Origin of the sequence: Pseudomonas sp. ITEM 17296 (assembly GCF_028895205.1) — a bacterium.
Classification (GTDB): domain Bacteria; phylum Pseudomonadota; class Gammaproteobacteria; order Pseudomonadales; family Pseudomonadaceae; genus Aquipseudomonas; species Aquipseudomonas kermanshahensis.
This window is the reverse complement of the sequence record NZ_WJRS01000014.1, coordinates 48,995-61,349: the sequence shown is the minus strand read 5'-3', so window position 1 is coordinate 61,349 and position 12,355 is coordinate 48,995. Positions and strand designations below refer to the sequence as shown.

The window sequence follows — 12,355 nt, the reverse complement described above, 5'->3', positions numbered from 1 at the left end:
AACATATCGTGACGTCCTATCTGAAAGGGTGACTGGTTTTATTTCCCTGCCAAGGGATAATCAGACCCTTCCCCTGTGTTCTCGAGGGTTTTAACACCTATGTGGTACAACGGCCTGCTCGACTTGTCGGCCTGGCAACTGGTCGGCATCACTTTGTTGATGACCCATGTGACCATCGTCAGCGTCACGGTTTACCTGCATCGCTACTCCGCGCACCGGGCCTTGGAGCTCAACGGCGCGCTCAAGCATTTCTTCCGTTTCTGGCTGTGGCTGACCACGGCGCAGAACACCCGCGAGTGGACCGCCGTCCACCGCAAGCACCACGCCAAGTGCGAAACCCCGGACGACCCGCACAGCCCGGTGCACAAGGGTTTGAGCACGGTCCTGCGCAAAGGCGCCGAGCTCTACCGCGAAGAGGCACGCAACCCCGAAACCCTGCGCATCTACGGCAAGAACTGCCCGGACGACTGGATCGAGCGCAACCTCTACTCGCGGTACAAGCTAGGCGGCATTGCCCTGCTGGCGGTGATCGACTTGTTGCTGTTCGGCACTCTTGGCATCACCATCTGGGCGGTGCAGATGATGTGGATTCCGTTCTGGGCCGCTGGCGTGGTCAATGGCCTGGGCCATGCCGTCGGCTACCGCAATTTCGAATGCCGGGACGCCGCCACCAACCTGGTGCCGTGGGGCATCGTCATCGGTGGCGAAGAGCTGCACAACAACCACCACACCTACCCCAACTCGGCCAAACTGTCGGTAAAACGCTGGGAATTCGACATGGGCTGGGCCTGGATACGCCTGTTCTGCTTCCTGCGCCTGGCCAAGGTGCAGCGCGTGGCGCCGATCGCCCACAGGGTCGAAGGCAAGGCCAACCTGGACATGGACACTGCCATGGCGATCCTCAACAATCGCTTCCAGATCATGGCCCAGTACCGCAAGCTGGTGATCGGCCCGCTGGTGCAGCAAGAGCTGGCCAAGGTCGACGCGTCGATGCGCCACCGTTTCCGCCGCGCCAAGCGCCTGCTGTCGCGGGAGACCAGCCTGTTGGAAGACCGCCACCACGTGCGCATCGAGACGCTGCTCGCGCATAGCCAGGCCCTCAAGGTCATTTACGAAAAACGCCTGGCCCTGCAGCAAATCTGGGCACGCACCAGCGCCAATGGCCACGACATGCTCGCGGCCATGAAGGACTGGGTGCACGAGGCCGAAGCCAGCGGCATCCATGCCCTGCACGACTTCGCCGCACAACTTAAAACCTACTCCCTGCGCCCAACTGGCGCCTGACCGCCGTTGATCGGCACGCCCTGCTGGCAGGGCGTGCCGCCTGGAACTTCCCCCCCTGCCCACCACTCCAATTCGGCACATCGCCCGCGTGGCGGGCCTGATGCTGGCCGCACGCTCACTTGTCGAGACTCGCTCGTGCACATGGCCAAGAACATTCCAACTTCCCTGCCCGGCACCCCACCTCCAGAAGCCGCCAAGACCTTGCTGGCCCTGCTGCACGCCCAAGGCGAAGTCGCCCGCCTGAGTGAACGCGAACAACTCTTCAGTTCGTTGCTGGACAGCGTCAATGCCGTACTCTGGGCCTTTGACTGGGAAGCTCGCCAGGTGCTCTACGTCAGCCCGGCGTACGAACGTATCTTTGGCCGCCCGATCAGCCTGGTGCTGGCCGACTACAACGAGTGGCGCGACAGCATCTACCCCGACGACCTGGAGTACGCCGAGCGCAGCCTGGCCCAAGTGCTGCTCAAAGGCTCGGTGGAAGACCGCGAATACCGCATCCTCAATGCCGAAGGCCAGGTGCGCTGGCTGAGTGACAAGTGCTACATCAACCAGCACCGCGAGGGCGAACAGCGGGTCATCGTTGTCGGTATCGCCGAAGACATCACCGAAAAGAAGCAACTCGAAGGCGAACTGCATCGCCTGGCCACCACCGACGTGCTGACCCAGAGCAGCAACCGCCGGCACTTCTTCGAATGTGCCCAGCAGGCCTTCGACAGCGCCCGCGAGGACGGCACGCCACTGGCCTTCCTGCTGCTGGACATCGACGATTTCAAACAGATCAATGACAGCTACGGGCACCAGGAAGGCGACCAGGTGCTGCAGCGCATCGCCGACAGCGGCAAAGCCGTGCTACGCCGAGGGGACCAGTTTGGACGTATTGGTGGCGAGGAGTTTGCGGCCGTGTTCCCAGGCTGTAATGCACAAGTGGCCGAGCAGATCGCCGAGCGTTTGCAGCGAGAGATCCAACGGCTGAGCTTCAGCCACGACGAGCACGTCTACGGGGTGACCGTGAGCCAGGGGCTGACGGCGTTGACGGATGAGGATGAGTCGCTGGACAGCCTGTTCGCCCGCGCCGATGCGGCGATGTATCGGGCCAAGCGGCAGGGGAAGAATCAGATTGTGCGGGGCTGAACTCAGCACAGGCCATGCACGATTTGTAGGAGCGGCCTTGCGTCGCGAAAGGGGCGCGTAGCGGCCCCAGGCTTTCAGCTTCGCCGCCGATATTGCCGGGGCTGCTTCGCAGCCCTTTCGCGACGCAAGGCCGCTCCTACAAGAATCGCACGTGATGTCAGATAGAGGCTTCGTCCTGCGGCTTCTCCACTTTGCGCAGCCGGCCCAGCTCCGCCAAGCCGAGCTTGAGCAGCCGTGCAGTCTTGTTACTGGCAACCTGCTCCAACCCATGCTCAGCCGGCAGCCGTGACAATTGCCCGGCCAGGTTCATCGCCAGGATCTCCCGCGAATACACGCCACCGCCCAGTTGGTAAATGGCCGCAATCAATTCACGCAGTGCCAGCGGCAAGCGCCAGCGCGTGCGCAGCGCCGAACCGAATGCCGCGCCGTATTCATCGAGCGACTTGCGGACCATGCCCTCGTCCAACTCACCGCCGGCCAGGCGCCACTCTTGCAGGCAGCGCAGCACCGCCAGGTCGCCCAGGCAATGCAACAGCCCGGCACAGTAACAACGCCCTTCATCCAGCTCCAACATACGCGCCAGGCTGCGGCCGTATTCAGCGCAGTGCAGCGAGAGGTTCCAGAAGTGCGCCGCGTGCTGCGCCAGCAAGGGATCGCTCAGCCGTGCGCTGCGCTTGAGGGTCATGCCCAGGATAAGGTTCATGCTCTGGGTGCTGCCAAGCTTGTTCAGCGCCTGCAGCAACGTTTGCACGGGCGCGTCGCGGTGCAGGGCGGCGCTGTTAGCGGCGGCGATCAGCACCGCGGTAACCTGCGGGTCGTTGCGCACTTCCTCTTCAAGCACCTTGAGGTTCAGGCCCTGAGGGTTCAGCGCGCGCTTGATCGCCACCTGCACATCGGCCAGCAGCGGCCCGCCATCGGCAGTCGCGCGGCGCTGCTCGAGGTAACCGGTCAGGCTGGCACCCGGCTGCAAAGGCGGCACCGGGCAGGCGATTTCTTCGCCAACGGCCAGCAGGAGTTCTTCCAGGCGCTTGCGCAGGTTGTCCAGGTTCAGGGGCTTGCTCAGGTAAGCGGTGGGGTGCAGGGGCAACGCTTCGCGCACGCTGGCACTGTCGCTGCGGCTGCTCATGAGAATGAACGGCAACCCCGGGCCTTTGGCGCGGACCTTGCGCAGCAGGTCAAGGCCATCGACGCCGGCCAGCTCACGCGCAGCGATGATCAGGTCGGGCTTGCTCGACAGCGCGCTCAGTGCCTGCGAGCCGTCGGCGCAGACCTGCAGACGGGCGTCGCAACGCACGCTGAGCAGCATCTCCTTGAGCATGTCACGCACCCACGGGTCGCCCTCGACAATCAGTACGCAAGGTGGGGTGGGGTCTACAGCGCTCATGGCCAACTCCTGAATATCCCTGACACGCAATCCGTCGCAGCTTCCAAGGCAAGTCCTGCGTCAACGATAGCGTCCATCGCGTTTTCTGGGCACAAAAAAAACCCGCCGAGGCGGGTTTTTTCTGAAGCGTGTCACATTAGGCGAGTTCGGCGAAGCACTCTTCGATGATCGCCAGGCCTTTGTCCAACAGTGCGTCTTCGGCGGTCAGCGGGACCAGAATACGCAGGACGTTGCCGTAGGTGCCGCAAGACAGCAGGATCAGACCCTTGTCGCGTGCCTTGGCAACAACCTGGCCAACAGCAGCAGCGTTCGGGGTGTGAGTGCCTTTCTCGAAGACTTCGACAGCAATCATCGAGCCCAGACCACGGATGTCACCGATGATCGGGTTCTTTTCCTGGATCTTGCGCAGGCCAGTCACCAGGTGCTCACCAACAGCCTTGCTGCGGTCCAGCAGTTTTTCTTCTTCGAACACTTCGATCACGGCCAGGGCCGCGGCGCAAGCGATCGGCGAACCGGCGTAGGTGCCGCCCAGGCCGCCTGGTGCGATGGCGTCCATGTACTCGGCCTTGCCGCACACACCGGCCAGCGGGAAGCCGCCAGCGATGGATTTGGCGAAGGTGGTCAGGTCAGGCGCAACGCCCATCTGTTCCATGGCGAAGAAGGTGCCAGTACGGCCAGCGCCGGTCTGCACTTCGTCGGCGATCAGCAGGATGCCGTGCTGGTCGCACAGGGCGCGCAGGCGCTGCATCAGCTCTTTCGGCGCTGGCAGGAAGCCGCCTTCGCCTTGTACGGGCTCGAGGATGATCGCGGCGATGTCCTTAGGCTCGGCATCGTTCTTGAAGATGCGCTCAACCGAGGCGATGGCGTCGTCGACGCTCACACCGTGCAGTTCGTTCGGGAACAGTGCGCGGAAGATGCCGCCTGGCATCAGGCCCATGCCAGCGGAGTACGGCACGACCTTGCCGGTCAGGCCCAGGGTCATCATGGTACGGCCGTGGTAGGCGCCGGTGAAGGCGATCACGCCAGCGCGGCCAGTGGCGGCACGGGCGATCTTGACGGCGTTTTCAACGGCTTCGGAGCCGGTGGTGACCAGCAGGGTCTTCTTGTCGAAGTCGCCTGGGACCAGCTTGTTGATCTTTTCGCACAGCTCTACGTAGGGTTCGTAGGCCAGCACCTGGAAGCAGGTGTGGCTGACTTTGGTCAGCTGCTCTTGCACGGCTGCAACCACTTTCGGGTGCAGGTGGCCGGTGTTCAGCACTGCGATGCCGCCCGCGAAGTCGATCAGTTCGCGGCCTTCAACGTCGATCACCGTCGAGTTCTTCGCGGTGTCTACGAAGATCGGGTGGATTTGGCCGACGCCACGTGGGACGGCGGCTACACGGCGTTGCATCAAGGATTCGTTGGTCTTGCTCATAATGCCCTCATTGCGCCGATCAGAATGGCGCTTTTATTCGGGGGTGGCTGGGAGTGCTCGCGCACAGTATTCGTTGATCGACTGCCGTGAACGCCCTGGCCACCAGGTACTGCATGTAAAAAAGGCCAGCGAGACGTCGCTCTCGCGCCCCGCTGGCAGAGGTAAAGCCTTTTAACCGGTGATCAGACGCTGATGCACAGGTATTTGATTTCGAGGTAGTCCTCGATACCGTATTTGGAACCTTCGCGGCCCAGGCCCGAAGCCTTGATACCGCCAAACGGTGCGACTTCGTTGGAAATCAGGCCGGTGTTGATGCCAACCATGCCGTATTCCAGCGCTTCGGCAACACGGAACACACGGCTCATGTCGCGGGCGTAGAAGTACGAAGCCAGGCCGAACTCGGTGTCGTTGGACATGGCGATGACTTCAGCTTCGTCCTGGAAGCGGAACAGCGGCGCCAGTGGGCCGAAGGTCTCTTCCTTGGCGACAGCAGCGGTCTTCGGCACGTTGACCAGAATGGTCGGCTCGAAGAAGTTGCCTTCGATCAGCTTGCCACCGGCCAGCACCTTGGCGCCTTTGGCGACCGCGTCTTCGATGTGTTCCTGAACCTTGGCGACAGCCTTGCCGTCGATCAGCGGGCCAGTGGTGGTGCCGTCTTCCAGACCGTTACCGATTTTCAGCTTGGCCACTGCAGCGGCCAGCTTCTCGGCGAACGCGTCGTAGACGCCGTCCTGCACGTAGATACGGTTGGCGCAGACGCAGGTCTGGCCGTTGTTGCGGTATTTGGAGATGATCGCGCCTTCGACTGCCTTGTCCAGGTCAGCGTCGTCGAACACGATGAACGGCGCGTTGCCGCCCAGCTCCAGGGAAACCTTCTTGATGTCCTTGGCGCATTCTTGCATCAGCTGGCGACCGATTTCGGTCGAGCCGGTGAAGGACAGTTTGCGAACCAGGGAGTTGCCAGTCAGCTCGCCGCCGACTTCGCCAGCGCTGCCGGTGACGACGCTCAGCACACCAGCCGGGATGCCGGCACGGTGAGCCAGCTCGACCAGGGCCAGAGCGGAGTACGGGGTCTGCGAAGCAGGCTTGAGCACCATGGTGCAGCCAGCGGCCAGGGCCGGGCCGGCTTTACGGGTGATCATGGCCGCCGGGAAGTTCCACGGGGTGATGGCCGCGGTAACGCCGATTGGCTGCTTGATGACGATCAGGCGCTTGTCAGGCTGGTGGCCTGGGATGGTGTCACCGTAGACGCGCTTGGCTTCTTCGGCGAACCACTCGATGAACGAGGCGGCGTAGGCGATTTCGCCTTTGGCTTCGGCCAGTGGCTTGCCTTGCTCGGTGGTCATCAGGCGAGCCAGGTCGTCCTGGTTCTCGATCATCAGTTCGAACCAGCGACGCAGCTTGGCCGAACGCTCTTTGGCGGTCAGGGCGCGCCAGGCCGGCAGGGCCTTGTCGGCGGCTTCGATGGCGCGGCGGGTTTCCGCGGTGCCCATCTTCGGCACGGTACCGATGACTTCGCCGGTGGCCGGGTTGGTCACCTTGATGGTCTGGCCATTGTCCGCATCCAGCCACTCACCATTGATATAGGCTTGCTGGCGGAACAACTGAGCGTCTTTGAGCTGCATGTCGGCTTCCCGAATTGTTGATTGTTGAAAAGCGCCCAAAGCAGGGCATCGAGCGTTTGAAATCTCAAACGAATGCTAAGCGGCTGCTGGGGTGTAGGACAATAGGCTGTTCGAAAAAAAGAACGAATGGTTGAACAGCCTGGGGAAATTTCATGATTTTTTACACCGCAGCCGGCCTCTTCGCGGGCAAGCCCGCTCCCACAGAGTGCACATCCCTAGGAGATTGTGGAGATCTGTGGGAGCGGGCTTGCCCGCGAAGAGGCCGATACAGGTTAGACGATCGAGCGGGAAGAAATGTGAAGGGAGGACCGACGGCCCTCCCAGACGGGATGGATCAGAACGCCTTGCCCAGGTCGATCACCAACGCCCGATACCCGACACTGCCCGGCTGCCGGCTGTGCACCTTCAGCTCCACCAGCACCTCCTGCGTCCCGCGGCGCACCTCATTGAGCACAGTGGTGGTCAGTTTCTCTGGGGTCAGGAAATTCACCGAGGCCGAATAGATGAACTGGGTATCGGTCTCGGGCCGGTAGGCCACCACCGAGGTCACCGGGCTGTACCATTCGTCACCGCGCGCTTTGCCGTACTCCCACACCTGCTCGACCGTGCCCTTGGCCTCGTCGATCTTGTACTCCACCGCGCGGCTGTAATTGCCGGCCAGCTTGGTCGGGGCAAAATCGCGCCCCCAGCCGTTGTCGAACACGGTCAACGTGCCTTTGCCCGTGAGCCAGGCAGTGTGCTGGGTCCAGGACCAGTCGAAGCCTTCGCTCTGCACCGGCGTCAGCACCTTGTCCTGCAAGCGCTCCGGCCACCCCTGCGGCGAGGCGAGAATCCACTTCACCGTTTTGTCACGGCCGATCTTCACCACGCCTTGATGGCGTGCTGAAACGATGATGCTGTCGTCATCTGCGTCGTAGTCGATGGCATTGACGTGCGCCCAGTTGCGCCCGGTGCCAACGCCTGGGGTGTCACCGAATGGCAGGTCGCCTTCGGCCAGTTCGTTGGCCAGCCGGTCTTCGTGCTTTTGCACGCCGTCGGGTAATTGGATCGCCGCCTTGCCAAGGGTTTCCAGCAGGTCGCCGCGGTACGGGTCGAGGATCTGGTTCAGGTCCCAGAAGTCCAACACATCACCCGCTTCGCTCACCTCGATGATGTGGTCACGGATCGAGCGCACGCGCTTGCCGTCTGGCCGGCGATAGTCGCTGGTACCGACCCGCAACAGATAAGTGCCGTTGGCGGTCTCACGGATTTCGTGGGAGAAGTCGGCAAACTTGTCCGGCAGGCTGCGTTGCCAGATGCGCCGGCCAAGCAGGTCGTATTTGGAATAAGTCTGGCCCTGGCCCCAGATCAACTTGCCGTCACGGGTTTGCTGGAAGCCCATGGTGCCGCCCAGGCCGTCCCGGCGGTTGGAATCGTGAATCTGCTCGATATCCAGGTACCAGCGCACGTCGCCATTACTGTCGGCGATCCAGTTGTTGCCCACTTGGTCCCACTCGGCCGCACCGCCCAGGGCATTCCACTTGAAGGCCCGGCCGCCCGGGATATCCCCCTGCAGGTGGTTGAACAGGTAAAGACGGTTTTCGAAGCCGGGCGCTACCTTGATGGGTTCGACCTCTGGCAGCGCCGCAGTCTGCTTCGCCACCACCGGCAGGCGCACTGCCGGCGCATAGACCTGATAACGCTCGCGGATGCGCTCGCCATCGAGTTTGTAGGTTACTTCAACCTGGTTGACGTAGTCGGGGTACAACCCGAACACCGGGATGCCGCCATAGGTCCACAGCGAGCGGTCCGACACCTCGTAGGCAATGTCTACACCCCGCTCGCCGCGGCCCAGCACGCGCACATGGGCCGCACTCAGCGTACGCCCGCCATCGCGGATGATGGCCGTCAGCGGTGCCAGGCGGTACGGGTTGACCACCACGTCGCCCAACAGCGCCTCATCAGGCCCGGGGACCTTGGCTGTGAGGCAGGCGCCTTCGGGCAATGCAGGGGTTTCGGTTTTAGCATTCATGGCAAAGCTCCTTGTGCTCAGAAGTCGTAACGGGCGGTAGCGCCGAAGGTGCGAGGGGTGCCGAGTACCCCGGCATAGCCACCGTTGGCGGAGTTCCACAGGCTGGTGAAGTAGGTTTTGTCGCCGGCGTTTTTCACCCACAGCGACAGGTCGAGCACGCCGTCGCCCTGGTCCAGGCGCACGCCGGTGGAGAGGTTGACCAGCGCATAGCTGGGGATCTGGCCGAAATCAGAGTCGTCGATGGTGCCCACCGCCTTGGAACGGAAGGCGTAGCTGGCGGTGACGTAGGGCTCGACGCGCTCGGCCAGCTGCCACTTGTACTGGGCGTTGAGGTTGGCGATGTACTTGGAGGCGCCGACCACCTGATGGCCCGACAGGTCGCAGGTGGCGGTGGCATTGGCCAGGCTGACTTCGGGCGGGCATGGCGCATCGTCGTACTCGGTGTAGCGCACGTCGTTCCACGAGCCGTTGAAGTTGACCGTGAGGCCGCGCACCGGCAGTGCCGTGGCCTCGAACTCCAGGCCACGCGAACGCACACGCCCCGCGTTGGCCAGGTACTGCACGCGGTTAGCCTCGTCATACACGTTGGCCTGGTAGCCATGCACTTCGGCCCAGAACAGGTTGGCGTTGAGCTGCAGGCGATCATCCAGCAGCGTGCTCTTGACCCCGATTTCGGCGTTGTTGACCCGCTCGGTGCCGACCAGCAGCGAGTCAGTGCCCAAGCGCGGCGCGGCGCCGACGGTAAGGTTGATACCCCCGGATTTCTCGCCATGGGTCAGGGTGGCATAACCCAGTACCTGGTCGTTGAAGCGGTAACTCAGGCCCAGCAGGCCAGAGGGGCTGAAGCTGTACTGGTTGAGATCCCCCGAGTCGTAGGCCCCCACCCGGCCCTGGCGCGCCGCCGCTGCGGCGCCGGTGACCGCCGCGCCCCCCGTAGGCGCATCACGGGTCACCCAGGCGCTTTTCTCCTCGTAAGTGCCGCGCAAACCGGCGGTGAAGTCCAGGCGGTCGGTAAGGTGCCAGGTGCCCTGGGCGAACAGCGCATAGCTGTCGGTGTCGATGTGGCCATCACCGAGGGTGTTGACGTTGTTCAGGGCGCCCGCCGGGGTGATGTTCCAGATGTCTGCCTGAGGGCCGTAATAGGTGAAGGACTTATTGTCCAGGTCCTGCTTGAAGTAGTACGCGCCCAGCACGTAGTCGAAGGCACCACCGGTCGGCGAAGCCAGGCGAATCTCCTGCGAATACTGCTTGTCGCGCACCGACACACCAGCGCTGTAGAACACCGGCACGTTGAGGCCATCGTCGTTGCGCGGGGTAAAGTCCCACCAGCGGTAGGCGGTGATCGAGGTGAGGGTGAAGTCGTTGGGCAAGGTCCAGTTGGCCTCGACCGAAGTGCCACCCTGGAACACCGTCACCTGCTGATCGGCATCGAAATTGACCTTGCGGTCCTTGCCCGACACCAGCGTCGCGCCGGCCTGCGCTGCCAGGCTCTCGTAGCGGTTGACGCCGTTGATGGTCGGGCCGGTGCTGTACAAGCTGAGGATACCGTTGTTGGAATCTTCTTCGTTGTACTCGCCGATCCAGCGCAGGTTGAAGGTTTCGCTGGGCTTGAACAGCAATTGGGTACGAAAGCCCTGGCGCTTGCCGCCGTTGAGGTCGTCACCGTTGTGGATGTTCTTCACGTAGCCATCGTCTTCGGTGCGGTAGGCACTGATGCGCCCGGCCAGGGTGTCGCTGATCGGCCCGGAAAAGCTGCCCTGGGTCTGCAGGTAGCCATCTTCGCCAATCGACTGCTGAACGCTGCCCTCGCGGTGGAAGGTCGGCTTGCGCGTGGTGATGTTGAGCACACCGGCGGTGGTGTTCTTGCCGAACAGCGTGCCTTGCGGGCCGCGCAGCACCTCCAGTTGCTCGACATCCAGCAGGTCGAACACCGCCATGCCGGGGCGACCGAGGTAGACGTTGTCCAGGTAGATGCCGACGCTGCCTTCCAGGCCATCGCTGGCCGGGTTGTTGCCCAGGCCACGGATCGAGATGCTCGATTGACGGGCATGCACATAGGCGACGTTGGTGCTGGGCACCAGTTGTTGCAGGTCCTGCACGCGGTAGATGCGCTGGGTTTCCAGGGTTTCGCTGTTCAGCACGCTGATCGGCGTGGGCACGCTCTGTGCGGTTTCTTCACGACGGCGGGCGTTGACGGTAACGGTGCCAAGCTTGGCCTCCTGCTCCACGGCAGGGGCTGTGCTGGCAGGCGCTTCGGCAAAGCTGCCAGTGGATGCCGCCAGCAACACGCCAGCGGCCAAGGGTTGCAGGGTGAACCGCGATGCGCGCGCAGGCCAACGGGAAACTCGGGACATGCTGATGCTCCTTGAGGCATGGGCCCTGAGCGAGCATTTCCGTTGGCGGAACCGAATCGCGGTCAGTCGGGCTTATATTCTTTTAAGTGATATAAATATTTGTAATTCATATTTAGTGGAATAAGTAACAGCCTTTATAAGGGGACTCACCCTTATCAGCAATTGCATTTGACCGAAGGTTTTAATGTAGAAAATGCATATCGATCTCCGTCAGTTGCGCCATTACATTGCCCTGGTCGAACACCGCAGTTTCGTGGCCGCGGCCGCGGCGGTGAACCTGTCGCAATCCGCCTTCAGCCGCAGCATCCAGACCCTCGAGCACAACATCGGCTGCCGCCTGGTGGACCGCGCCAGCAAAGAGCTGGCCCCCACCCGCCAGGGTTTGCTGGTGTTGGAGCATTCACGGCGGCTGGTGCACGGGGCGCACAACCTGGTCAATGAAATTCACCAGTTCAACGGCGCTACCACCGGCGTGGTGCGCTTCGGCTCCGGCCCTGCGCCAGCGGGGGGCTTGGTGCCACGGGCAGTGGCGCGCTTCGTCGCCGAATACCCAGCGGCGCGCACGTGTTTTCAGGTGGATAACTGGCAGGCGTTGAACCGCAAGCTGATCGCCGAAGAGATCGAGTTTTTCGTCGCCGACACGCGCCAGTTCGAGTCAGACCCGGATTACCGCGTGCACAAGCTGGCCCCGCAGCGCTGGCACTTCTGCTGCCGCGCTGGGCACCCGCTGACCACGCGGCAGGCAGTGCAGGCGCGGGACCTGTTCGAGTACCCACTGGCCACCACCTTTCGCCCGCCGAACATCCGCAAGGTCCTCAGCGACCTCAGCGGACGGCAGGATTTTCTGCCCACGGTGGAATGCGAACATGGCTATGCGTTGCTGAATGTGGTGATGCATTCGGACACCATCGGCATTGCCTGCAATGCCAACCTGAGGCCGTATCAACGTGACGGGGGGCTGGTGGCGCTGAAACTTTCGGACTTGGCGCCGGAGCACGAAGAAGCGTTTTATACCCGCTATGGGGTGGTGAGCCGGGTGGGGTATGGGTTGTCGCCGTTGGCGCAGGGGTTGGTCAGGCAGTTGATTGCCTGTGATACCGACCTATGAACAACCCTATCGCCCGCTGTGTGTAGGAGCAGCCTTGTGCTGCG

8 protein-coding genes are annotated in these 12,355 nt (G+C 62.6%); 3 read left to right on the top strand and 5 right to left on the bottom strand.

The window, feature by feature from the left end; all coding sequences use genetic code 11:
- Positions 1-99: 99 nt before the first annotated feature.
- On the top strand, positions 100-1,284 hold the full coding sequence (gene desA, locus GIB19_RS16640) for a delta-9 fatty acid desaturase DesA (RefSeq protein ID WP_027595158.1): 1,185 nt from the start codon (positions 100-102) through the stop codon (positions 1,282-1,284).
- Between the two features lie 141 nt (positions 1,285-1,425).
- Entirely contained in the window at positions 1,426-2,415 is a 990-nt protein-coding gene (locus tag GIB19_RS16635) for a GGDEF domain-containing protein (protein ID WP_027595157.1), read from the top strand.
- A gap of 157 nt (positions 2,416-2,572) precedes the next feature.
- Here GIB19_RS16635 and GIB19_RS16630 read toward each other — a convergent pair whose 3' ends face one another.
- The 5 genes from GIB19_RS16630 to GIB19_RS16610 all read right to left on the bottom strand — a co-directional run bounded on the left by GIB19_RS16630 (position 2,573) and on the right by GIB19_RS16610 (position 11,203).
- A complete protein-coding gene (locus tag GIB19_RS16630) occupies positions 2,573-3,799 on the bottom strand; it encodes a response regulator (protein ID WP_274887240.1) in 1,227 nt (408 codons plus the stop codon).
- A 136-nt stretch (positions 3,800-3,935) separates the two neighbouring features.
- Positions 3,936-5,213, bottom strand: a complete 1,278-nt coding sequence (gene gabT, locus GIB19_RS16625; protein WP_027595155.1) for a 4-aminobutyrate--2-oxoglutarate transaminase — start codon at positions 5,211-5,213, stop codon at positions 3,936-3,938.
- 182 nt (positions 5,214-5,395) lie between these two features.
- On the bottom strand, positions 5,396-6,838 hold the full coding sequence (gene gabD, locus GIB19_RS16620; RefSeq protein ID WP_027595154.1) for an NADP-dependent succinate-semialdehyde dehydrogenase: 1,443 nt from the start codon (positions 6,836-6,838) through the stop codon (positions 5,396-5,398).
- 334 nt (positions 6,839-7,172) lie between these two features.
- Complete coding sequence (locus GIB19_RS16615; protein ID WP_265969191.1) at positions 7,173-8,849, bottom strand: aryl-sulfate sulfotransferase; 1,677 nt, start codon at positions 8,847-8,849, stop codon at positions 7,173-7,175.
- 17 nt (positions 8,850-8,866) lie between these two features.
- Entirely contained in the window at positions 8,867-11,203 is a 2,337-nt protein-coding gene (locus GIB19_RS16610; protein WP_274887239.1) for a TonB-dependent receptor, read from the bottom strand.
- A 193-nt stretch (positions 11,204-11,396) separates the two neighbouring features.
- Between GIB19_RS16610 and GIB19_RS16605 the strand changes: the two genes are divergently transcribed.
- On the top strand, positions 11,397-12,311 hold the full coding sequence (locus GIB19_RS16605; protein WP_027595151.1) for a LysR family transcriptional regulator: 915 nt from the start codon (positions 11,397-11,399) through the stop codon (positions 12,309-12,311).
- Positions 12,312-12,355: the final 44 nt, after the last annotated feature.

What these genes read in the sequence shown, in the direction of transcription:
- desA (WP_027595158.1), top strand. Translation starts at nt 100, where the DNA reads ATGTGGTACAACGGCCTGCTCGACTTGTCGGCCTGGCAACTGGTCGGC.
- GIB19_RS16635 (WP_027595157.1), top strand. Translation starts at nt 1,426, where the DNA reads ATGGCCAAGAACATTCCAACTTCCCTGCCCGGCACCCCACCTCCAGAA.
- GIB19_RS16630 (WP_274887240.1), bottom strand. Translation starts at nt 3,799, where the DNA reads ATGAGCGCTGTAGACCCCACCCCACCTTGCGTACTGATTGTCGAGGGC.
- gabT (WP_027595155.1), bottom strand. Translation starts at nt 5,213, where the DNA reads ATGAGCAAGACCAACGAATCCTTGATGCAACGCCGTGTAGCCGCCGTC.
- gabD (WP_027595154.1), bottom strand. Translation starts at nt 6,838, where the DNA reads ATGCAGCTCAAAGACGCTCAGTTGTTCCGCCAGCAAGCCTATATCAAT.
- GIB19_RS16615 (WP_265969191.1), bottom strand. Translation starts at nt 8,849, where the DNA reads ATGAATGCTAAAACCGAAACCCCTGCATTGCCCGAAGGCGCCTGCCTC.
- GIB19_RS16610 (WP_274887239.1), bottom strand. Translation starts at nt 11,203, where the DNA reads ATGTCCCGAGTTTCCCGTTGGCCTGCGCGCGCATCGCGGTTCACCCTG.
- GIB19_RS16605 (WP_027595151.1), top strand. Translation starts at nt 11,397, where the DNA reads ATGCATATCGATCTCCGTCAGTTGCGCCATTACATTGCCCTGGTCGAA.